General features: G+C 63.9%; 20 protein-coding genes and 1 pseudogene. 8 read left to right on the forward strand and 13 right to left on the reverse strand.

Features of this window, described 5'->3' with window-relative positions; all coding sequences use genetic code 11:
- The first annotated feature begins 59 nt into the window (after positions 1–59).
- The 3 genes from QMA15_RS10765 to QMA15_RS10775 are packed head-to-tail and all read left to right on the forward strand — an operon-like array spanning position 60 to position 5,296.
- Complete coding sequence (locus tag QMA15_RS10765) at positions 60–1,526, forward strand: wax ester/triacylglycerol synthase domain-containing protein (RefSeq protein ID WP_041814780.1); 1,467 nt, start codon at positions 60–62, stop codon at positions 1,524–1,526.
- A gap of 3 nt (positions 1,527–1,529) precedes the next feature.
- The gene (locus QMA15_RS10770; RefSeq protein ID WP_279163256.1) at positions 1,530–3,866 is read left to right on the forward strand and encodes a glycerol-3-phosphate 1-O-acyltransferase; all 2,337 of its coding nucleotides are present in this window, start codon (positions 1,530–1,532) and stop codon (positions 3,864–3,866) included.
- A complete protein-coding gene (locus QMA15_RS10775) occupies positions 3,863–5,296 on the forward strand; it encodes an HAD-IB family hydrolase (protein WP_019744387.1) in 1,434 nt (477 codons plus the stop codon). Before QMA15_RS10770 ends, QMA15_RS10775 begins: the two co-directional genes overlap by 4 nt.
- Here the strand turns inward: QMA15_RS10775 and QMA15_RS10780 are convergent.
- The 3 genes from QMA15_RS10780 to QMA15_RS10790 are packed head-to-tail and all read right to left on the reverse strand — an operon-like array spanning position 5,276 to position 8,233.
- A complete protein-coding gene (locus QMA15_RS10780; protein ID WP_279163255.1) occupies positions 5,276–6,160 on the reverse strand; it encodes a sugar phosphate isomerase/epimerase in 885 nt (294 codons plus the stop codon). The genes QMA15_RS10775 and QMA15_RS10780 overlap by 21 nt on opposite strands.
- Before the next feature lie 7 nt (positions 6,161–6,167).
- Positions 6,168–7,283, reverse strand: coding sequence for a hypothetical protein (locus QMA15_RS10785; RefSeq protein ID WP_279163254.1), 1,116 nt, complete (start codon positions 7,281–7,283; stop codon positions 6,168–6,170).
- Positions 7,283–8,233: a Ppx/GppA phosphatase family protein gene (locus QMA15_RS10790; RefSeq protein ID WP_003941975.1), complete on the reverse strand. Its 951-nt coding sequence runs from the start codon at positions 8,231–8,233 to the stop codon at positions 7,283–7,285. The genes QMA15_RS10785 and QMA15_RS10790 overlap by 1 nt, the downstream gene beginning before the upstream one ends.
- Before the next feature lie 66 nt (positions 8,234–8,299).
- Here QMA15_RS10790 and QMA15_RS10795 point away from each other — a divergent pair, with 66 nt between their 5' ends.
- Positions 8,300–9,085 carry a hypothetical protein gene (locus QMA15_RS10795; RefSeq protein WP_279163266.1) on the forward strand — a complete coding sequence of 262 codons (786 nt, stop codon included), beginning with the start codon at positions 8,300–8,302 and terminating at the stop codon, positions 9,083–9,085.
- 99 nt (positions 9,086–9,184) lie between these two features.
- On the opposite strand, the gene QMA15_RS10800 is transcribed toward QMA15_RS10795, so the two are convergent.
- From QMA15_RS10800 to QMA15_RS10835, 8 genes are all read right to left on the reverse strand, one after another.
- The gene (locus QMA15_RS10800; protein ID WP_003942020.1) at positions 9,185–9,874 is read right to left on the reverse strand and encodes a response regulator transcription factor; all 690 of its coding nucleotides are present in this window, start codon (positions 9,872–9,874) and stop codon (positions 9,185–9,187) included.
- A complete protein-coding gene (locus tag QMA15_RS10805) occupies positions 9,871–11,106 on the reverse strand; it encodes an ATP-binding protein (protein ID WP_019744391.1) in 1,236 nt (411 codons plus the stop codon). Before QMA15_RS10805 ends, QMA15_RS10800 begins: the two co-directional genes overlap by 4 nt.
- A 162-nt stretch (positions 11,107–11,268) precedes the next feature.
- Positions 11,269–12,024 carry a phosphoglyceromutase gene (locus QMA15_RS10810; RefSeq protein WP_003941992.1) on the reverse strand — a complete coding sequence of 252 codons (756 nt, stop codon included), beginning with the start codon at positions 12,022–12,024 and terminating at the stop codon, positions 11,269–11,271.
- A gap of 46 nt (positions 12,025–12,070) precedes the next feature.
- On the reverse strand, positions 12,071–13,672 hold the full coding sequence (locus QMA15_RS10815) for an AMP-binding protein (protein WP_019744393.1): 1,602 nt from the start codon (positions 13,670–13,672) through the stop codon (positions 12,071–12,073).
- Positions 13,673–13,811: 139 nt separating this feature from the next.
- Positions 13,812–14,309 carry a YbjN domain-containing protein gene (locus QMA15_RS10820; protein ID WP_003941943.1) on the reverse strand — a complete coding sequence of 166 codons (498 nt, stop codon included), beginning with the start codon at positions 14,307–14,309 and terminating at the stop codon, positions 13,812–13,814.
- Entirely contained in the window at positions 14,306–15,634 is a 1,329-nt protein-coding gene (gene mshA, locus QMA15_RS10825; RefSeq protein WP_019744394.1) for a D-inositol-3-phosphate glycosyltransferase, read from the reverse strand. Before mshA ends, QMA15_RS10820 begins: the two co-directional genes overlap by 4 nt.
- 42 nt (positions 15,635–15,676) lie before the next feature.
- The gene (locus QMA15_RS10830) at positions 15,677–16,504 is read right to left on the reverse strand and encodes an alpha/beta hydrolase (RefSeq protein ID WP_020906763.1); all 828 of its coding nucleotides are present in this window, start codon (positions 16,502–16,504) and stop codon (positions 15,677–15,679) included.
- Positions 16,450–17,676 (reverse strand): MFS transporter, encoded by a 1,227-nt coding sequence (locus QMA15_RS10835; RefSeq protein WP_019744396.1) that lies wholly within the window; start codon positions 17,674–17,676, stop codon positions 16,450–16,452. The genes QMA15_RS10830 and QMA15_RS10835 overlap by 55 nt, the downstream gene beginning before the upstream one ends.
- A 111-nt stretch (positions 17,677–17,787) precedes the next feature.
- Between QMA15_RS10835 and QMA15_RS10840 the strand changes: the two genes are divergently transcribed.
- From QMA15_RS10840 to QMA15_RS10850, 3 genes are all read left to right on the forward strand, one after another.
- On the forward strand, positions 17,788–18,561 hold the full coding sequence (locus tag QMA15_RS10840) for a PIG-L family deacetylase (protein WP_019744397.1): 774 nt from the start codon (positions 17,788–17,790) through the stop codon (positions 18,559–18,561).
- A 65-nt stretch (positions 18,562–18,626) separates the two neighbouring features.
- Complete coding sequence (locus QMA15_RS10845; protein WP_003942017.1) at positions 18,627–19,019, forward strand: PaaI family thioesterase; 393 nt, start codon at positions 18,627–18,629, stop codon at positions 19,017–19,019.
- Positions 19,016–20,020 carry a tocopherol cyclase family protein gene (locus QMA15_RS10850; RefSeq protein ID WP_060939282.1) on the forward strand — a complete coding sequence of 335 codons (1,005 nt, stop codon included), beginning with the start codon at positions 19,016–19,018 and terminating at the stop codon, positions 20,018–20,020. Before QMA15_RS10845 ends, QMA15_RS10850 begins: the two co-directional genes overlap by 4 nt.
- On the opposite strand, the gene QMA15_RS10855 is transcribed toward QMA15_RS10850, so the two are convergent.
- Positions 19,986–20,855: a LysR family transcriptional regulator gene (locus QMA15_RS10855; RefSeq protein ID WP_020968922.1), complete on the reverse strand. Its 870-nt coding sequence runs from the start codon at positions 20,853–20,855 to the stop codon at positions 19,986–19,988. The two genes, QMA15_RS10850 and QMA15_RS10855, sit on opposite strands and share 35 nt — an antisense overlap.
- A gap of 70 nt (positions 20,856–20,925) precedes the next feature.
- On the opposite strand from QMA15_RS10855, the pseudogene QMA15_RS10860 reads away from it, so the two are divergent.
- Positions 20,926–21,286: pseudogene (locus tag QMA15_RS10860) on the forward strand (nuclear transport factor 2 family protein).
- A 15-nt stretch (positions 21,287–21,301) separates the two neighbouring features.
- Here QMA15_RS10860 and QMA15_RS10865 read toward each other — a convergent pair.
- Entirely contained in the window at positions 21,302–22,573 is a 1,272-nt protein-coding gene (locus QMA15_RS10865; RefSeq protein WP_020906761.1) for an ROK family protein, read from the reverse strand.
- Positions 22,574–22,614: the final 41 nt, after the last annotated feature.

Genomic DNA, 22,614 nt, shown 5'->3' on the forward strand with positions numbered 1-22,614 from the left:
CCACACTTAGAAGCAGAGATGCGCGGGGTGGATCCGCAGACCGAGGGAGTTCTTGACGTATGGCCAACAGCAATCCATTTGTTCCTCCGAGCGCGGTCGACGTCGACCTTTCCGCGGTTGCCTGGGGGGCGAACCGCACGATGTCCGACTTCGAGACGGGCATGTGGCGGATGGAAGAGGCGCAGCCGCAACTGCGCTCACCGATCGTTGCGGTAGAGGTTCTCGATCGAGCTCCGGATTGGGATCGACTTCTCGACGCAGTCGAGTGGGCATCACACGTGGTTCCGCGTATTCGTATGCGCGCGGTGGAACCGGCAATGCAACTGGGCAATCCGGTGTGGTCGGTTGATCCCGAGTTCGACATCGGCTATCACCTACGACGCGTCCGCTTGCCTGCACCGGCGGACTTCGATCACGCGCTGCGCATGTGCCGTCACCTTGCGACCGAACCTTTCGACAAGGCTCGGCCGCCGTGGAGCGCGCTGCTCATCGAAGGTCTCGACGACGGTCGTGCCGTGTTCGTGGTCAAGACTCACCACTCCATCACCGACGGCATGGGCGGCATCCAGATGATGACGCTGCTGCACAGCAGGCGCCCGGATCCCACTCCGAACAAGCCCGACCGCACACCGCCGGCTCCGGAGCACCTGTCGTCGGTAGGTGCATTCGGCGAGGAGGTCGTCAGCGAGATCCGGCGTGCGCCATCCCGTATCGCCAAGCTGGTTCGCGGCGCCACCAATGTTGCGACCACGGCGATCTCGAGTCCGTTCAGCACGGCTTCCGAGGTCCTCGGGTACGCCAATTCACTCCGCAAGATCGTCACTCCCCCAGCTCGTTCCGGTTCCCCCCTGCTCCATGATCGTGGTCTCGGACGGTGGTTCGGAACTCTCGAAGTGGGTGTTCCCGAGCTCAAGGCCGGAGCAAAAGCTGCCGGCGGCTCACTCAACGACGCTTACGTCGCCGCTTTGCTCGGCGGCTTCCATCGCTACCACGAAGCCTTCGGACAATCTGTCGAGAGCATCCCGATGGGTATGCCGATCAGCATGCGCACCGGCGCGGATGCCAACGGCGGCAACCGGTTTGCAGCCGTTCGCTTCAACGGCCCGGTCGCCGAAACAGATCCGGCCAAACGCATCAGGCAGGTGCGAGAAATCGTACTGGGTCTGCGTGAGGAACCCGCGTTGGACGCTCTCGACGTCGCCGCCCCGATCCTCGCTCGCCTGCCGAATTATCTACTCGCGAACTGGTATCTGTCCCAGTCGACAGGACTGGACCTGCAGGCTAGCAACGTCGCCGGCGTACCGGTACCGGTCTATCTCGCCGGAGCGAAGATCGAGCGGATGTTCCCATTCGGCCCGGCGCCCGGTTGCGCGGCGATGGCGACACTGGTCTCCCACGTCGGGGTGTGCTGCATCGGAATCAATCTCGACACCGCCGCGATCACGAAGCCCGCGCTGCTGATGCAGTGCTTGCAGGAGAGCCTGGACGAGATCGTGGCTCTCGGAGTCCCAACGGAAGGTGCGTGAGTCATGAGCGAGAACACGACCAACCCGCGCGTGTACCTCACCGAAACCATGACAGAGGCCGAAGCCGGCGTGCTGCGAAAGTGGCTTGCCGACAAGGCAACCTCATCCGAAACTCGGCCGGTCACCGTGAACATCACCGACAAGACCCTTGCAGAACTGGCGGCACGGACCGACGACCCGATGCTCGCACCGCTTCGAGTGGTGTGGATTCCGGACACCCATACCAAACACAACGTCGCGGTGCGACTGCGTGATGCACTGGCACCGCGCGATCCCCTCCACCCCGGACGCGGTGCGCAACGCAGAACCCTGCGCACCGACCCTTCACGGTGCCAGGTCATCGAAGGTGAACCAGCACCACTGAGCGATCTCGAGCGTCGCCTCGAAAAGAGCGGTGGCGGTTCACTACCCGAGTTCATCCGACGGCAGGCCGCCCTCGCACTCGAGCGCGCCGAATTGGGCCTTCTGGGTGGCCAGTACAAGGTGTCGCGGTTCGTCGTCGACGAGATCACCGACACCCGCCGGTTCACCACCGAGGTGATGGCTTTGGCCGACCGGTTGAACATCGCCGTCGCCGAAGTCGACCGCCGCGCCCGTGAGGCTCTCGATGAAATGGTTGCCACCCAGAGTCGCCAAGCCATCGCGGTGTGGGATCGCCTGGGCCGCTACTTCGCTCGCGCCTACAAGCTGGACGTGGACACGAGCCGCTTCGAGGAACTCCGTGAGCTGAACAAGGAACACTCACTGGTCTTCCTCCCCAGTCACCGTTCGTACCTCGATCCCCTCGTCCTGCGTCCGGCGTTGATCGCGAACGGCTTGCCGCTCAATCACGTCATGGGCGGCCTCAACATCAGCTTCTGGCCCATGGGCTCGATCCTCAAGCGCAGCGGCACCGTCTTCATTCGTCGAAGCATCGGCAACGACGAGGTCTACAAGTGGTCGATGCACGAGTACATGCGCTACCTGCTCACCAAACGCTTCAATCTGGAGTGGTACATCGAAGGTGGACGCGGGCGTACCGGGAAACTACGCCCACCGCGCTTCGGTCTCCTGACCTACCTGACCAAGGCCTTTCAGGTCAGCGGCGCATCCGACGTGTACCTCGTCCCCGTCGCGCTGAGCTACGACCAGCTCTACGAGGTCGGGGCAATGGCTGCCGAGGCACTCGGCGCCGAGAAGACACCGGAAGGCCTGCGCTGGATGGTGGGTTACGTACGCGCACAGGGAAAACGCAACGGCGTCGCGCACGTGACCATCGGCCGGCCGCTCTCACTCGCGGACGCACTCAGCCAGGAAACCGATCAGCGCCTCGCCATTCAAAAGGCCGGCATCGAGGTGTGTCACCGCATCAACGAGGTCACACCGGTGACCGTGTCTTCACTGGCGATGTTGGCGTTCCTCGGAATCGAAGACCGGGCGTTGACAGTTCGTGAACTCACCGCGATTCTCACGCCGCTGTTCGGATACATCACCGCGCGAAATCTTCCGATCGCCGGCGACGTCGAACTGTCCGATCCGCGTGTCATCGAGAAGGCGTTGCAGACACACGTCGATTCCGGTGTGCTCGAGCGCTTCGATCGCGGCGGCGAGCAGGTCTTCTACCTCGGCAAGGACCAGCATCTTGTTGCTGCCTTCTACCGCAACAACACAATTCACTTTCTCGTCGTGCGCGCCATCACCGAACTCGTGCTCCAGGCAGCCGTCGAAGAGCGGTTCGAGGATCCCGTCGGAGACGGTTGGGCCGAGGCCAAGCGCATCCGCGACCTGATGAAGTTCGAGTTCTTCTTCAGCGACCGGGACACGTTCGAGCAGGAGATGCGAACCGAGCTGACCCTGATCGATCCCGAGTGGGAAACCGGCATGGCCGCCGACAAACGAACCGAGCACATGATCGAGACGGTGCGGCCGTACCTCGCGCACCGAGTGCTGCAACCGTTCCTCGAGGCGTACCAGGTTGTCGCCGATCAGCTTGTGCTCGCGCCGATTTCGACGTCGTTCGACGAAAAGTCCTTCATCAGCAACTGCATCGACGTCGCACATCAGCGTCGCCTGCGGCAGCAGATCGCCAGCAACGAATCGGTTTCCGGTGAGTTGTTCGCCACTGCACTGAATTTGGCGCGCAACCGCAACTTGATCGAAGTCGACGACGACGGAGTCCGGGCCAGGCGCCTGGCGTTTGCCGCGGAGATCAAGGTCCAGGTCGAACGTCTGCGCCATATCCGAGCACTCGCGCACGCACGGCTCGATCAGGTGGCCATGCCCGTGCCCGACGCCGCAGCAGTAGTGACCATTCCAGAAGCAAACCGAGCGCCCGCCGAGAACGAGGAAGTAGGACTGTGACCGGACTCGAGCGTCTGCACTCCGCCATCGAAGCCGCGCCTCCCGGGCCCGGAACGATCGCCGCCTTCGACCTCGACGGCACGTTGATCAGCGGGTACTCGGCGAGCGTTGTGTACCGAGACCGCCTGCGACGCTTGGATATCAGCGTCGGCGAATTGTTGCGCACCACCGGCGCCGCGATCGACACCCAGTTCCGTGGCGCTGATGTCGGAGCGCTGATGGACATCGGCGTTCGCGCCCTGGGCGGCCGTACCGTCGAGGAACTCAACGACTGGGGGCGGCGGCTGTTCAAGCAGGAGATCGCCGCGATGATCTACCCGGAAGCCCGTGGGCTACTGGCGGCGCACCGGCGAGCCGGCCACACGATCGTGATGGCCACGTCGGCGACTCCGTTCCAGGCCAAGTACGTCGCCGAAGATCTCGACATCGAAGACGTGCTGTGCACCGAACCCGAAGTCGTCGACGGCATGCTCACCGGCGAACTGTCCTCCCCCGCTCTGTGGGGGCCGGCCAAGGCCAATGCCCTTGCGGGCTATGCCGAGAAGATGGGCGCCGACTTGAAGAACGCGTTTGCGTACTCCAACGGTGTCGAAGACGTCTTCATGCTCGAGGCCGTCGGGCGACCTGTCGCGTTGAATCCCGATCGTGGTCTGGCCAGGATCGCGTTGCGCAATCACTGGCCTTCGGTCAGCCTGCGTAAACCGCAACGCGGCGCAACGCCGATCTCGACGATCCGAACGGCAACCGCCATGGGCGCGCTTGCTGCCACCGCCGCCCTCGGCGCGTCGGCGGGCATCGTCACCGGCAACCGTCAACTGGGTGCGAACCTGGTCGGCACCTACGGCCCCGACATCTCGCTCTCACTGCTCGGCATCGACGTCGAGATCGACGGCGAGCACAACGTGTGGGATCACCGCCCGGCGGTGTTCATGTTCAACCATCAGAGTTCCCTGGACATGTTGGTCCTGGGAACCGTGATCAAGCGTGACGTGACCGGGGTCGCGAAGAAGGAAGCGGCAAGCGATCCGCGGTTCATGCCTGTCGGCGCACTGCTCGACGTCGCCTACATCGACCGCACCGACACCACAAAAGCGAAGGCTGCACTGCAACCGGCAGTCGACAAGCTCAAGAATGGTGTCTCGATAGTCATAGCTCCGGAGGGCACCCGTTCTCCGACGCCACGCCTGGGCCCTTTCAAGAAGGGCGGATTTCACTTGGCGATCCAAGCCGGTGTGCCGATCGTGCCCGTGGTGATTCATAATGCGGGCGAACGGATGTGGCGCAATTCGCTTGTCGCCCATCCAGGCCCGGTCTACGTCTCGGTGCTCGATCCCATCTCGACCGAAGGCTGGGAGACCAAAGACCTCGACGCACACGTCGAGAAGGTACGCGCGCAGTTCGAAGCTGCGCTACTTGCCGGCCACCGCTGAGCGTGCCAGGTGCTCGCGTGAAAACGCGAGCGCCTGCGCCAGCATCGACGACCGCTCCCGCCGGGTGCGCGCGTTCTGCGTGTTGATCTCGATGACAGCCTGGCCGCTGAATTCGCTCGCAGCCAATTGCTGACACAACTCCGCGCACGGCTGTGAGCCATGCCCCGGAATCAGGTGCTCGTCCATCGACGCCCCGCGACCGTCGGCCAGGTGCAGGTGCTCGAGCCCCTTGCCCATACGGGAGGCCAACTCCAAGGCATCCATGCCCGCCGTCGCGGTGTGCGACAGGTCGAGTGTGTAGTGAGCGTGATCGGAATCGGTCGGGTCGTACGACGGACTGAACGCGGACAACGCTGCCCCCGGACCACCACGCTTACGCAGACGCTCCGCGGATTTGTCCTTGCCGCCGAAGAAGCTGTCGGCGCGCATGGGGAACATGTTCTCCACCGCCACCACGACGCTGCTCTTCGATTCGAGATCGACAACCTGTTCCGCGAAGCCATCGGCGTACTTCCGCTGCCACCGGAACGGCGGGTGGACGACCACCGTCGTCGCTCCCAAGGTTTCGGCAGTGCGTACCGAACGCTCGAGCTTCTCGACCGGATCGGAACCCCACACGCGCTGCGAAATCAGCAGACACGGCGCATGCACGGCCTGCACCGGAATCGCATACTTGCGAACGAGGGCAGCCACAGCACCGATGTCCTGACTCACGGATTCGGCCCACACCATCAGTTCGACACCGTCGTATCCGAGATCAGCGGCGTAGCGAAATGCTGCTTCCGTGTTCTCCGGATACACCGAGGCCGTCGACAAGCCGACGGCTATCGGCCGACGAACCATGCGCTGCGATCCCCCGATCATCGTCCGATCAACCCGAGGTCAACAAGAACGCCAGTGGACCGAGCGTCACGATCATGCCGACGACCACGGCGATCACGAAACTCGTGATGTCGTCCGTCTTCCGCAGAACCCGCACGACGGCCACCAAGCCGACGATCACGATCAGCGCGAGCACCAACGCCACCCACGGCAGCATGTCCCACAGCTTCTCGAAGCCCTTGAACATCGCGCCGCCGACGATCAGTGCAACAACCACCTGACCGGCAAGCACTGCCCATTCACGGATCGAGTTACGCTCGCCTGCCTCTTCCGCTGCCGGTTCGGCTTCGACATCGGACTCCGCGACGGCACTGGAATTTTTTCCACTGTCATCGACAGCCGGCGCCTTGACCAGATCGACCACGGCGGTCGATTCGGCCTCACCGGCATCCGCGTCTGCGATCTTGTCGATCAGTTCGGTGCTCTCTTCCGGCGCGGCCGGAGCAGGAGCAGTCGGTGCAGGTGCCTTCACGACAGGAGTGGGGACACGCGGCGGCAGGATCGGCGGACGCAACGACGGCGACTGGGTTGCGGCGCGCTCCTGACGCATCAGGTCGCCCGCGAGGGTCTGACCCGACAGCAGTGCTGGTTCCTGCGTTACCTGCGTCGGTGACGAAGAGTTGAGCGGTGCCCGGCTCACCCACTGTCCGGGCGAGGACTTCGAGGTCTGTCCCGGAGAAGGTGTGGAAGTCGGCTTCGGAGTGGTGACCGGCGGTGTGGCAACCGGCTTCGATTCGGCCTTGGGTGCCTGCGGCTCGTCATCGTCATCGTCGTCGAACGAGACGGCGAAGGCGGCGGTGCGGTCGGCGGGAACCTTCGGTGCCGGTTCGGCTGACTTGGCGGTTTCCGCGACAGCCTCGGCCGGCGCAGAAGGTGCAGCGTTTTCTGGCGCAGCTGCTTCAGGCTGGGCTGCTGGTTCGTCCGACTCTGGCTCGGCGGCCGCGCGCGATCCCGACTGGCGAACGATCGGGATCTCACCCGTCAGTTCGGCGACGGAGATGCCACCGGCTACGCCGCGCCGGCGTCGTCCACCTCGGGATTCGACGCTCTGACCGTTCCGCTTGAGCAGTTCCGCTACGGAAATCTGCTGACTGTCCTCGGTCATCAAGCACTCACCACCAATTCACCGCCCATTTCTGTGTCGAGCTTTCGCAGAATCAGACCCTCACGCAGTGCCCAGGGACAAATTTCCAGTTCGTCCACTCCGAGCGCCCGCATGGTTGCCTCTGCGATGAGCGCGCCGGCCACAATCTGCTGTGACCGATCCGAGCTCACTCCTTCCAATTCTGCACGGTCCGCTGCCGTCATCCTGGATATGAAGGCTATGAGTTGCCTGAGTCCGCTGGAAGTCAGGGTCCGTTTTGCCCGGGGGCCTGCGGCAGAAGGGGCCGCGCCGGTGAGCCGAGCCAACGATCGGAAGGTCTTCGAGGTCCCGACCGTGCGGTCCCAGTCGCCGGCGGCGCGCAGTTCCTTGGCTGGTCCGACCAACTCCGCGTCCAGCCAGTCGCGCAATACAGCGACCCGGCGCTTGCCCGGCGGATCAGCCTGTAGCCAGTCGCGCGTCAACCGTCCCGCACCGAGTTGCAGTGAGAAGGCGACGTCCGGATCCTCGTCACCGCCTGCGGTGAGTTCGAGCGAGCCGCCGCCGATGTCCAGGTTCAGGATGCGTCCGGCGCTCCAGCCGTACCAGCGGCGCACGGCCAGAAAGGTCAGGCGGGCTTCGTCGACCCCGGAGAGAACCTCGAGATTTACTCCGGTCTCGGCGCGGACGCGGGCGAGCACAGCTTCGGAATTGTTGGCGTCACGGACGGCGGAAGTGGCAAAAGCCATCATTTCCTCGCATCCGGACGTCTTGGCGATACCGGCGAATTCGGAGACCGTCGACACCAAGCGATCGGCCCCTGACGTGGTGATATCGCCGCGGTCGTCAGTGTTTTCTGCCAGCCTCAACGTGGACTTGGTCGAGCTCATGGGTGTTGGGTGGCCGCCCCGATGGGCGTCCACAACCAATAGATGGACGGTATTGCTTCCGACGTCGAGTACCCCTAGTCGCACATCGCCACGTTACTGGGTCTACCGTCGGCCCTTGTGACAGCAGGTAACCCAGACCGGTCCCACAAGATGACTCCGAGCCCCGAGGTCGATCTCGATTTCCCGCGCGAATGGGTCGAATTTGTCGATCCGGACAACTCCGAGCACCTCATTTCCGCTGATATGACGTGGTTGCTCTCGCATTGGACCTGCGTGTTCGGCACGCCGGCGTGTCAGGGCATCATCGGCGACCGCCCGGACGACGGCTGCTGCTCGCACGGCGCTTTCCTCTCCGATCAGGAGGATCAGGACAAGCTCGATGCGTCAGTGAAAATGCTCACAGCCGAAGACTGGCAGTTCATGGAAAAGGGTCTCGGCAAGAAGGGCTACGTCGAAGAAGACGACCTCGAGGACGAGCCCGCGCTGCGCACCCGCCGCTACAAAGGTGCATGCATCTTCCTCAACCGGCCGGGTTTTGCCGGCGGCGAGGGCTGCGCACTGCATTCCATGGCGCTCAAGAAGGGCATCGAGCCGCTCGAGGTGAAGCCGGACGTGTGCTGGCAGCTACCCATCCGCCGCACCCAGGACTGGGTCGACCGGCCGGACGGCGTTCAGATCCTCAAGACCACGATCACCGAGTACGACCGCCGCGGCTGGGGTGAGGGCGGCGACGACCTCGCCTGGTACTGCTCCGGCTCCCCCGACTCTCATGTCGGGGAGCGGCAGGTCTGGCAGTCCTACGGGCCGGAACTGACAGAGCTTCTCGGAAAGCGTGCATACGACGAGCTGGCTCGCCTCTGCAGGCGTCGCGCCGGCCTCGGCCTCATAGCAGTCCATCCGGCGACCACGATCGCTCAGAACAAAGCTCAGGGCTGACTCCACGTAGACAAAAAGAATTCAGCCGCTCACACGATCGTGTGAGCGGCTGAATTCTTCTCGGCATTCGTCTCGATATTTCTTCTCGACGAGGTTCGATCACGCTTCGAGCTTGTAGCCCAATCCTCGGACCGTGACCAGGTGTTCGGGCTTGGCCGGATCCGATTCGATCTTCGAACGCAACCGCTTCACGTGTACGTCAAGGGTTTTGGTGTCACCGACGTAGTCGGCGCCCCAGACGCGGTCGATCAACTGTCCACGGGTCAGCACCCGGCCGGAGTTGCGGAGCAGGTACTCGAGGAGGTCGAACTCCTTGAGCGGCAACGTCACCGGGTTACCGGCGACCTGCACGACGTGACGCTCGACGTCCATCCGTACCGGTCCGGCCTCGAGCACCCCGTTGTCGGAGGCGAGATCCGCCTCGTTCTCCACCCCGCGACGCAGCACCGCACGGATGCGGGCAATCAGCTCGCGCGCCGAATACGGTTTGGTCACATAGTCGTCCGCGCCGAGTTCGAGGCCGACGACCTTGTCGATCTCACTGTCACGCGCCGTCACCATGATGACGGGAACGCCGGAGCGCGACCGCAGCGCCTTGCAGACGTCTGTGCCACTCATGCCGGGCAGCATGAGGTCGAGCAGGACGATGTCCGCTCCGGAGCGATCGAATTCCGCCAACGCCGACGGTCCGTCGTTGACGATGGTGGTCTCGAAGCCTTCCTTGCGGAGCAGGAACGCCAGCGGGTCCGCCAAGGACTCCTCGTCCTCCACGATCAGCACACTCGTCATCGTTTGGCCTCCATGCCGTTTTCTCTACTGCCTTGTTCTCGTCTGCCGATCCGCGTGGAACCGGCGGTTCCCGCGTCGTCAGAGTCGATGTCGTCGTCCGACTCCACGTGTGCCGGTATCTGCAACGTGAAGGTAGACCCTGTTCCCGGTTTGCTCCACAGTTCGATGGAGCCGTTGTGATTGGCCGCGACGTGTTTGACGATCGCCAGCCCCAGACCGGTTCCGCCGGTCTGCCGTGACCGCGCCTTGTCCACGCGGAAGAATCTCTCGAACACTCGCTCCTGGTCCGCTTTCGCGATGCCTTCTCCTCGGTCGGTGACTGCGATCGCGACATTGTCACCGCGTACCGACCGACTGACGGACACCGGAGAACCCTTGGGCGAGTATGCAATAGCGTTCTCGATGAGGTTGGACAATGCTGTGACGAGGAGAGTCTGATCCCCGAGCACTTCCAGCCCACTCGGATGGTCTGTGGTGACGGTGATCCCGGCGGCCTCGGCCGACAGATTCGACCTCGACAGCGCCTCGGACACCACGGTGTCGACGTCGACCACGTCGAGATCCGGCAGCTTCTCGGCACCTTGCAGACGCGAGAGTGCGATCAACTCGGTGACCATCTTGCCCAGACGAATCGACTCGCCCAGCACCCGTTCGCCGAAGTGCCGCACCGATTCCGGGTCGTCAGCAGATTCGAGCAGTGCCTCCGCGAGCAAACTCATCGCGCCGACCGGCGTCTTGAGTTCGTGGCTGACGTTCGCGACGAAATCGCGTCGCGTCGCCTCCATGCGGACCTGCTCGGAATCGTCGTCGGCGAACAGGACCACGAAATTGCGATCGTCCTTGCTGAGCAACCGGGCCGTGCCACGTACCGCGATCTTGTCGCGGCCGCGCTGAGCGGTCTGCGCCGTCAGATCGACCTCGACGGCTTGGCCCGTCCGCAGAACTTCCTGAGCAGCACGCCATGCCCTCTCGTCGACCAGACGATTCTTGACAAGGCCGAGTTCCTCGGCGCGAGGGTTGAAGAGCACGACGTCGTGGAAACCGTCGACGACGGCGATACCGCTTTCCGAAGCCAACACGATGAGGTCGAGAACCTGAGACATCGTGAGCCCGGTCTGTTCGTCCGAGCGCTGACTCTGGCGCGACGACAGCCTGGGTACCAGCACCCCGCCGACGAGGTAGCCGACCAAGCCGGCGACCACGACCAGCAGCACTGCAATCACGACACTCACGGCGCAATCGTACGTTCGCGCGAAGTGTCGGTTACGGCGGGTTCGGACGTTCCCGCCCGCGTAATCCGCCAGGTGGACGGCGTTGGTTCTTCGTTCATCTGTTGTTGGCCGAGGCCCCCCGAAAACACTGTTCGGGGGGCCTCGACGCACATCATCGGGTTGCTACTTTCCGCCCTGATTCGCCACCGCGGCGGCGCCGGCAGCTGCGGCCTCCGGATCCAGGTAGGTGCCGCCGGGATTGAGCGGCTTCAGGTTCTCGTCGAGGTCGTAACGCAGCGGGATTCCGGTCGGGATGTTCAGGCCCGCGATGTCCTCGTCCGAGATGCCGTCGAGGTGCTTGACCAATGCACGCAGCGAGTTGCCGTGTGCGGTGACCAGCACGTTCCGGCCGGCGAGCAGCTCCTGGGAGATGGTGTCCTCCCAGTACGGGATCAGACGCTTGACGACGTCGAGCAGGCACTCGGTCAAGGGAACCTCGTCGAGGTTCGCGTACCGGGGATCGGTGTCCTGGCTGTACTCGCTGCCGGCTTCGATGGCGGGCGGCGGGGTGTCGTAGCTACGACGCCAGAGCATGAACTGCTCGTTTCCGTACTCTTCCTTGGTCTGCGCCTTGTTCTTGCCCTGCAGAGCGCCGTAGTGGCGCTCGTTGAGACGCCAGTCGCGCACTACCGGGATCCAGTGGCGATCGGCGGCGTCGAGTGCGAGGTTGGCCGTGCTGATCGCGCGGCGCAGCAGAGACGTGTAGAGAACGTCGGGCAACAGGTTGTGCTCGGCGAGCAGTTCGCCGGCGCGCTTGCCCTCGGCCATGCCCTTGTCTGTCAGGTGTACGTCCACCCAGCCGGTGAACAGATTGAGTGCATTCCATTCGCTCTCGCCGTGGCGGAGCAGGACCAGGGTTCCGATACTCATGGCGTTCATCCTGGCACGAGTACCGGAACCCTTCTTGATCAACCCTGTCCGGAAATCAGCTCGGGGCTACTTCCGCAGTTCGCAGATCCTTGCGGAGGATCTTTCCGGCCGCGGATTTCGGCACGGTGCTGATGAACGAAACCTGGCGAACCTTCTTGTGCGGCGAGACTCGCTCGGCGACGAACGAGATCACGTCGGCTTCGGTCAACTCGGCGCCGCCCTGGAGCACGACGAATGCCTTCGGGACCTCTTCGCCCTCGGCGTCGAGCACGCCGATCACGGCGGCGTCGGCGATCTGCGGGTGGGTCAGCAGCAAGGCCTCGAGTTCCGCCGGGGGAACCTGGTAGCCCTTGTACTTGATCAGTTCCTTGAGGCGGTCGACGATCTTGACGACGCCGTCGCCGTCGACGGTCGCAATGTCACCGGTGTGCAGGTAACCGTCGTCGTCGAGGGTGTCCTTGGTGGCCTGGTCGTTGCCGAGGTAGCCGAGCATGATGTTCGGGCCCTTGCACCACAGTTCGCCGGGCTCGCTGACGCCGTCCGAGCCGAGAGCCGGGTACGCGACCTCTTCGCCCGTTCCGGGGTCGACGAGCTTGCATTCCATGTTGGCGATGGTCGGACCGCACGTGTCGAGGGCGATGTCGTCACGATCGAAGGGGATCGCGTGCGAGACCGGGCTCATCTCGGACATGCCGTAGCCCTGGCGGACGTGGCAGTTCAACCGGTCGGCGACGGCCTTGCCGAGCGCCGCGTCGAGCGGGGCCGCACCGGAGAAGATGGTGTGCACGCTCGAGAGGTCGTACTGATCGACGAGCGGGTGCTTTGCCAGCGCGACGGCAACGGGCGGTGCGACGAAGATGTACGTCGACTTCTGCTCGGCGACGATCCGCAGGAACTCGACGAGATCGAACTTCGGCATCGTGATGAGGCTCGCGCGGCGGTAGAGCGCAGCGTTGAGCAGGACAGTCATGCCGTAGATGTGGAAGAACGGCAGGACCGCGAGAATCTTGTCGTCGGTCTCGATGCCCATCCGCGGAATGATCTGGCAGACGTTGGCCACGAGGTTCCGATGGGTGAGCATGACCCCCTTGGGTCGGCCGGTGGTGCCAGACGAGTACGGCAGCACCGCGAGCTGGGTGGCCGGATCGAAGGAGACCTCGGGCGCCGCTGCGCCCTCGCCGAGCAGATCTCGCAGCGACAGATGGCCTTCGGCACCGTCGAGCACGAAGACGTTCTCTGCCGGGATACCGACCAGGTCAGCAGCTGCCTTTGCCTGCGGCAGGAGCGGCGAGACGGTGAAGAGGAACTTGGCCTTGGAATCGGTGAGCTGCTTGGCGATGTCCTCGGCGGTGTAGAGCGCGTTGATCGTGGTCGCGACGCCACCGGCACGAAGGATGCCGTGGAAGACGGAACCGAAGGCCGGGACGTTGGGCGAATGCAGCCCGACCACGTCGCCGACGGCGAGTCCGCGCGCTGCGAGAGCGCCTGCAACGCCGTTGATCTGTGCGATCAGCGAAGCGTATGTGGTGACTGCGCCCGAACTGCCCTCGACGAATGCCGTCTTGTCGAGGTCTGCGGGGTCGGTATTTCCGAACAGGAAGTCGTAGACGCTGAGGTTGGGGATTTCAACGTCGGGGAACGGACTCTTGAAGCTCACTGTGCTCCTCGAAAAGTTGCGCGGCGGGGTGGTGTGACCAACTTACTGTGACTCACGGGAACAGTATTATTCCGTGACGACAGTCACAAGTAAAGGCCACTTTACGTGACACATCCGCGATGTGTCTCACCCCGCTCGATCAGCTCTGCGCGGGCTCTTCCTCGATGAGGTGCTTGAACGGTTCGAGATTCGCCAGCGACTCGCCTCGCGACACCCGCCACGCCCACTCACGCTTGATGGAAGAGGAAAAGCCGAGTTCGAGGATGACGTTGAAATCGCCGTCGGCGGCTTCGAGAACCTGACCGAGCACTCGGTCGAGTTCATCGCCGGTCACGGCATGCTCCGCGATCTTGCCGACCAGGTAGATGTCCCCGACCTTGTCGAGTGTGTACGCCACCCCGTACAGACGGCGGTTGCGCTTGAGCAGGAACTTGTAGACGCCTTCGAAGTTCTCGTCCACCTTGCGGCACACGAAGGCCTCGACCCGCACACCGTGATTGCCGACGGTGAGCAGAGTCGACGTCTTGAGTTTGTGTTCACCGGGAAGTTCGACGATGAAATGCGCGTCGTCTTTTCTGGTGAATTCGAGTTCGCGCTCGGTGAGGGCCTGCTCGATGGTGTCCGAAATGCTGCTCATGTACGCACTCCCCCGGTCCGGCGCAGACGCCACAGACCCCGCGCACGGCGGGGCGAGAAGTCGCTTGGACCGGTTCCGTTGTTGTAGTTGACTGCGGCTTTGCGATAGCTCTCGAGCAAACCGTCCGCGGTGTGTTCCCACGAGAAATTCTCGGCGTGACGCGGTGCCTGCGCGGCGAGTTCGGCCAAGCGCGTCGGCGCTGTCACCAAAGATTCGAGGGCGCCGGCCCAGTCTTCGGTGCGGTGTCCTTGAACCAGCAGGCCTGTCTCCCCGTTGCGTACGGCTACTCCCAGTCCGCCGACGTCGGCGGCGATCACGGGAGTTCCGCAGGCTTGAGCTTCGATGGCGACCAACCCGAAGGACTCCGAATAGCTCGGCACCGCAACCAGATCCGAGGCACGGTAGACATCGGCGAGACGCTCCGGTGCCTGCGGTGGCAAGAACGTCACCTGCGCGGTGATACCGAGTGATCGTGCAAGTTCGATCAGCACGTCCGGCCGCGCGAGACCAGTTCCGGACGGGCCACCGACGACGAGGATGCGCAGCGGCAACCCGGGCCTGCGGCTGATCACTTCGGCTGCAGCACGCAGCAGAACGTCCGGCGCTTTGAGCGGTTGGATGCGGCCGACGAAAGTCACGACGATCTCGCCCGGGTCCAACCCCAACGACGCGCGGGCTGAATCGCGATCGCCCGGTCGATAGCGGGTGAGATCGGCGCCGGGAGCCACGACGTCGATACGCGTGGGATCTGCGCCGTACAACTCGTGCAGCGCCTTGGCTTCGTCGGTGGTGTTGGCGACCAGGCGATCGGACTCGGCGACTACTTGCTGCTCGCCGATCTGACGTGCTGCCGGCTCCGGGGTGTCTCCCTCGGCAAGCGAAAGATTCTTCACCGCCGCGAGGGTGTGTGCAGTGTGTACGAGGGGAACGCCCCAACGGTCGCGAGCCAGCCAGCCGACCTGCCCGGACAACCAGTAGTGCGAGTGGATCAGGCTGTAGTACCCGGGCTCGTGTCGCGCTTCCTCCCGTAGAACGCCCGCGACGAAGGCACACAGTTGAGTCGGCAGATCCGCCTTGTCCAGCCCTTCGAAGGGACCAGCTGCAATGTTCCGAACCCGCACTCCGGGAGCGGCGTCCACCACGGGTGCGTCGGCCGAGGACGTCGCGCGGGTGAATATCTCCACCTCGACGCCACGTTTGGCGAGCTGAATCGCGGATTGCAGAACGTAGACGTTCATCCCACCCGCGTCACCGGTGCCGGGTTGCGCCAATGGCGAGGTGTGGACCGAGAGAACGGCCACCCGGCGAGGGCGCGAAATGTGCATGGGCGTCACGACTCCATACTGCCCCCTCACCGGGCGCGAACTCTAACCGAGGCTCGAGATGAAGGTTCGCACTTCGGACACGAATCGTGTCGGATCCTCCACGAACGGGCCGTGATTGCAGCCTTCCCAGTACGACGCCTGGGACTTGGGAATCAGTTCCTCGGCGTGCTTACCTGCACTCACGTCGACGACGGAGTCCTCGGTTCCGTGCAGAACGAGAACGGGGATATCCAGGTTGCGAAGCAAGTCGTCGTGACCGACAGCACGGTTGAACAATGCTGCTCGTACCCGCGGACGGGTCGAGAGGCTGTACCCGAACAAGGCCTGCGACGCTGCACCCTTGCCCTCGGGTGGGCCGGTGAGAGCGTTGCCGAAAGCGCCGAGTGCCCTGATCGCCTCGCGGGGATCTTCGGACATCGCGCCGGGAACCGCGCTACGCATCGCCGAGCCGACCTTGCCGCCCTTCTCACCGCGGCCGATGCTGGTGATCGCACCGACCAGAACCGCACCTGCCACCGCACCGGTTCCGTGCGCTGCCAGATAATCGCAGATCACCAGCCCGCCGTACGACCAGCCGAGCAGTATCGCGTTCTCGGTGACGCCTTCTGCCGCGAGAACAGCCGCGACGTCGCCGGCCCAGTTCGCGGAGTCGTCGTATCCGGTTTCGGGAGCATCGGAGTAACCGTGGCCGCGCAGATCGACAGCGATCAGGCGGTAGTCCGCAGCCAGGTCCGCGAGGACCTGCTCGCCCCAGCACTGCGACGACTGAGCCCAGCCGTGCAGCAGCACCAGCGGGGTCCCCGCCGAATTTCCGGTTACTCGATAGACGATGGACGTGCCGTCGACGCTGACGGCTTCACGAATAGACATGCCGTCACGATAGAGGCTGCGACTGCAGCGCCGACCGCGAGCATGTACGCCGACGAGACGTCGTAGCGGTCGATCAGTTGCCCGGCCAGCGCAGACCCGAGCGCCACGCCGACGCCGAGGCCGGTGACCGTCAGGGTCATTCCCTCCGTGAGCTTTTCCGGGGGGACGATCTGTTCGACCAGGGCTGTCGCGATGATGAGCGTCGGTGCGACGGTCGCGCCCGCCAGCACGTACGCACCCGCGAGTGCGGCCACGTTTCCGACCAGGAGAAGTGGGACGCTGAGAACGGCGACCGCGGAGGACGCGATCATCAACTGCCCGCGCAGTGATCGCGCCGGGTGCATCGACCCGAAGATCAGTCCCGCGATTCCCGAACCGCCGGCGAAAAGCGCGAGGACCAGCGTCGCCGATCCCGGCGAATTCTGTTCCTGGGTGAACGCGATGGCGCCGACGTCGATGACGCCGAAGATCGTTCCGAGCATCACCATGATCACGATGACGATCCACATCACGTGATTACCGAGAACCGACCGTCCGCGGCCGGGTCGACGCGGATGCACCTTCGGTTCGGTTCCGCGCTGTATGACCAGCAGCAGGGTTCCGGTGACCAGCAGAATCAGTCCCGCCAGTGGTCCCGCCTCGGGAAAGAGCCCGATGCTCAGGCCAACCGAAATGACGGGGCCCGCCACGAAACAGAGTTCGTCCACCACGGATTCGAAGGCGAAGGCGGTGCGCAGCTGAGGTTTTCCGACATAGATCGCCACCCACCTGGCGCGGATCATCGCGCCGATCGTCGGGGTGGCGCCGCCGGGGACGACCAGAACGAAAAGCAGCCAATCGGGAGCTTCCATCCGCACTGCGAGCAAGAGCGCCCCGATCGCCGTGACGCTCACGGCTGCGGCAATCGGCAGGACCGCACGCTGTCCGAAGCGGTCGACCGCACGTGAGACCGCGGGCGCGATGATCGCCGACGAGAGCGCAAAAACCGCGGCGAGCGCGCCGGCGAGCGCGTAGTCACCACGAAGTTGCGAGATCATCGTCACGATTCCGATGCCGATCATGGCGATCGGCAACCTTGCGACAAATCCGGCGGCTGAGAAGGCGACCGATCCGGGGGCGGCAAAGATCTCGCGGTAGGCGCTCAGCAGGCCTTTGTTGGTGGATTCGCTCATGTCAGCTTCTCGTGCACTGAACAAGGTTCACAGAGCCGAGGCCGACTCGACAAATCGTTTTCACTGTGCGCTCGGGTTGACCTGTCGGTAACTTGCCTTACGATTGCGCGAATGAGTGTCCTGGTGTGTTTCCACGCCCATCCCGATGACGAAGTTTTCACTACGGGTGGCGTGATGAGAATGGCCGCCGACGCAGGTCACCGCGTCGTAGTCGTCACCGCTACCGACGGTGCTCTCGGTGAATTCCCCGACGGCCTGTTGGACGAATACGAGACGTTGGCTCAGCGCCGCAGCCGTGAACTCGAGGCGTCCACCGACGCGTTGGGCGCCAATCGCGTCGTGTCCCTGCATTACCCGGATTCCGGGATGGTGGGTACGCCCGAGAACGAGAATCCGGAAGCGTTCTGCAACGTCGACGTCGAGAAGGCCGCCGAGCGTCTTGCCGAGGTTCTTCGTGAAGAGAACGCCGATGTCCTGACCATCTACGACCCCAACGGCGGATACGGGCACCCGGATCACATCCAGGTCCACCATGTCGGCGTCCGGGCCGCAGAACTCGCAGGCACGCCGTTCGTCTACGAGGCGTCCACCAACCGCGATCACATGAAGATGCTGATGCAGGCCAACCCCGAGTGGACCGAAGAGGCGCAGCCGCCGGACATCGAATCGTTCGGGCTTCCGGCAGACCAACTCACCACCGCCGTCGATGTCAGTTCGGTGATCTCGTCCAAGCGCGCGGCCATGTACGCACACGCGACGCAGGTCGGCGATTTCGGCCCGTTCCTCGAAATGCCGACGGAGCAGCTCGCCGCGGCATTCGGCACCGAGTGGTTCCGTCGCCGCAACGCGCCGGAAGGTCTGTCCGAAACCGCCCTTCCCCTCTGAAGTCACCGCCCTCGATAAACCGAAGTCCCGACGGAGGTTTCGGCGGCTCGTTACCATCGGTAGGCATGGACCTCGAACAACTTGTCGCGAGCATGCCTTTTGCAGTTCACACCGGAATTCAGTTGGACAGCGCGGCACCCGAACAGGTTGTCGGCCATCTGGATTGGGACAGCCACCGCACCACCGCCGGCAACGGAATGCACGGCGGCGCCTTGATGACGCTGGCAGACAGCGTCGGCGCCGTCTGTGCATTCCTCAATCTTCCGCCCGGTGCAAGCACTTCCACCACCAGTTCGTCGACCGTGTTCACTCGCGGGGTGCGCAAGGGCACGGTCACCGCAACCGCCCGGCCACTGCATGCGGGGCGCAGCACCGTCGCGGTCGTGACCGAGATTCGCGACGACGAAGGCCGCCTCGTCGCTCAGGTCACCGCATCACAGGCAGTATTGGGACCGTGAAGCGTCCCGCGTACCGCGCCTCGGGTGCCACCCTGCCGTACGGCAATCTGCTTGCCTCCCATGACGTTGCGATGGAGGGTTACTTCTGGCGATTCACGATGCCAGGCAGCGGACGGGTGGTGATCGCGCTCGCCGGAATCAACAAGTCCGACGGCGGCAACTGGTCGACGCTCGGTCTCGCGGCGCATCCAGGCGGATTCCTCCGTACCGCCGAACATCCGAGCGGATCGGCCGATCCACGGATCCTGGGGGCCTACGCCGACAACGCTTTCCGCGGCAATGCCGATCGACTGCAGGTCGATTTCGGCGACAGCCATCTCGACGTACGGATCAGCAATCAGCGATTCTGGCCGCATCGCCGCTTCGGGGGATCGAGCTACTTCCAATCAGTTCCCGCACTCAATCAATACTGGCATCCGTGGCTGCTCGGCGGCCGGGTCGAGGGAAGCGCCGTCATCGACGGGCAGAACTGGGATCTCACCGGGGCACAGGTGTACGGCGAGAAGAACTGGGGAAAGGGAGGATTCCCGGAATCCTGGTGGTGGGGACAGGCACAGGGGTTCACCGATCCTCGAGCCTGCGTGGCGTTTGCCGGCGGCCAGGTCAGCGCCGGACCTCTGCGCACCGAAGTCACCGCCGTCGTTGCCGCGCTACCGGACGGAACGGTATTGCGGCTGGGTAATCCGCTGACGTCACAGGTGGAGACGACGGTGTCCGACGATCGCTGGACTCTTCGCGGCTACAGCCGGAACTGGAGCGTCGACATCGACGGGACCGCGCCCATCGCCGACGCACATATTCTTCCTGTTCCGATACCTGCCGAGCGTCGAAACGTGCCAGGAGCGCTCGAGCATCTCGGTGGAACCATGTCGGTCATCGTCCGCCGGCGCGGCACCATAGTCTGGAAGGACAGGTCACGGTTGGCTGCTCTCGAGCACGGCGGATTGGATCGGGCGCAGGCCGAACTCACTCGGCGGGAACAGCTCTCGCAAGATCGATGAGAGCAGAGGCCGCCGGATTCTTGCCGCCCGACGAACGCCAGACCAATTCCAGCCGAGATCGTGCTTCCGGTTCGAGATCGATCCGATGCAACTCCCCCACTGTCGACTCCGGAAGCACGGCCATTCCCAGCCCCTGCGCTGCCAATGAAACGATGATGCCGAGGTTGCTTGCCTCGAGCGCAACCGTCGGCTTGGTGCCGGCGGCGGCGCACGCGAAGTCCAGACACGTTCTGATGCCGGTTCCCTCCGGCAGACAGATGACCGATTGCGTCGCGAGTTCGGCAAACGGCAGAGACGACACCTCGGCCAGCGGATGATCGGCCGCCACTCCGGCCACCAGTCGTTCGTCGGTGATCACCCTCGATTCGAGCCCTTCCGGCAGCTCGCCCGCCACCCCGATGACGGCTATGTCGAAGGTTCCGTCCAACACTCCGGCAAGCAAACTGCGCGAATCGTCCTCGGCCAGCGAAATGTCCAGTCCGGGGTGTTTGTTGTGCAACCGACTGAGCAGATCTGTGAGGTCGGCGGAAGCGCAGGCGGTGACCATCCCGACCGAAACGGAACCCCGAACCAGTCCGTTCAAGGCATCGACAGCGTCGCGGGTGCTCTGAACGGAAGCAAGTGCAGCGTAGGCGTGCGGGAGGACAGCTCGCCCGGCGTCGGTCAGACAAACGGTCCGACCACTACGATCGAGCAATTCCTGCCCCAACTCACGTTCGAGCCGTTTGACCTGGGCACTCACACCCGGTTGGGCTACGTGAAGCCGCTCGGCGGCGCGAGTGAAGTTGGCTTCCTCCACTACCGTGACAAAGTATTCGAGCTGCCGAAGTTCCATAACTGCTAATTCTAGCTGCGAGACAAACTAGATCTTGGACTTATCGCCGGTGTGGTAGAACGATGGAAGCATGACAACAACAGATGACGTTCAGAAGGCCGGAACCCCGGAAGACATCGCAAAGCTTTTTTGTGCAGTTCGCCAACGCTGGTGACGCAGACGCCGTCGCCGCACTCTACGAGGAGGATGCGGTGATGGCCTTCCCGCCCGGATCCCTCACCGTGGGTCGCCAAGCCATCCGCGAGGTGATCTCTCAGATGCTGGCAGCTGCACCGAGATTCACCGTCGAGGAATCTCTTCCGACGGTGATCAGCGGCGACCTCGCCATGACCTCGACCAAACCTTCCGACGGAACCGGCGGGCGCACGCAGGTCGCGCGCCGCCAGTCCGACGGATCATGGTTGCGAGTCTTGGATCGACCGGAACTCTGACTACCCTCTTCGCAGTCAGACGGCCGACGCGCGACGCATGGCCGCAGCGGGATCAGCAAACAGTGAACTCAGTGACACGACCGTGGAAGCGTATTCCTGGACCCGATTACCGAAACCGGTAATTCGAATGTCCTTACGCTCCAACGAGGATGCCGTCGAGAAAGCCTCGGCGACATGGGGCACTCCGGCGGGATAGTCGGTGAATGCCTGACCACCCAGAATCACACGATCCGGGTTGAACAGGTCACGCAGCATTGCCACCGTCCGGCCGAGGACGCGTGCTCGATCAACCAGAAGTTCGTGTGCCGGAATGGAACCCGACGACGCAGCCCGGTAGACGTCCGCGATCGTGACACGCTCACTGCCCTGGATCACTGCGCCCGAAGACAAAGCCTGCGCGACTACGGCGCGGTCACTGATCGTTGCTTCAAGGCAACCCACGGCGCCGCAGGTGCACCGTGCGGACGAACCCGTCGGAAGGTGCGCGATCGAACCGGGTCCGCTGGACGGCGTGTGTACTCGACCTTCGAAAGTGATTGCGATACCGGCAGTTTCACGGGCGTAGAAGTACAGCCCGGTAGTACCCGGCGTCGGGGCCTCGGCACGGTCGGTGCTGAGCAGTAGTTCCGACGCAGCCATCGCCTCGACGTGGGCGGCGACTGAGACGGGGAGATCCAAGCCGGCTCCGATGATGGATCCGACTTTGGCGCCCTTCCACCCCAGGCGCGGGTGATCGACTACTCCGGTCGCCGAATCGACGCGACCGCCGATGGCCACGCCGACGGCGAGTGGACGACGCTTGTGCCACCGTGAGGCAAACGATTTGGCCGAGCGCGCAATGGTGGCAAGCGCGACAGCAGAATTGGTGGCGGGAGTCGGAATCTCGACGGCGCCGAGCACCTTGCCACGAATGTCGCTGGCGATGATGCTGGTGACGACGGCACCGATATGAATGCCCACGGTCAAGTACGGCTCGTGGTTGACCTCGAACGGAACCCGCGGACGCCCGATGGCGCCGGAGGCTGTCAAGTCTGCGCGTTCGCGCAGGATCCCGAGGTCCAGCAGGCTCGTGACCTGCCGGTTCACGGTGGCAATACTCAGTCCGGACGCTTTCGCCGCGGTATCGCGAGAGAGCGGCCCGCGGGATCGAGCAATGCGCAACACCGTCGCGGACGGTCCGTCGGCAATGCGCAGTTCGGGCACGACGATCTGGGTACGGGTCCGCGTTCCCGAGAGCGCGGTTCGCGATCGGATGTTCGGAATGGCGGAGATGGTGGGTGTCGACATGGCTGTCCCTTGCAGAAGGAGGAGAAGGCGCATATCTCTGT

The organism is Rhodococcus sp. APC 3903 (assembly GCF_030407755.1).
GTDB classification, from domain to species: domain Bacteria; phylum Actinomycetota; class Actinomycetes; order Mycobacteriales; family Mycobacteriaceae; genus Rhodococcus_F; species Rhodococcus_F erythropolis.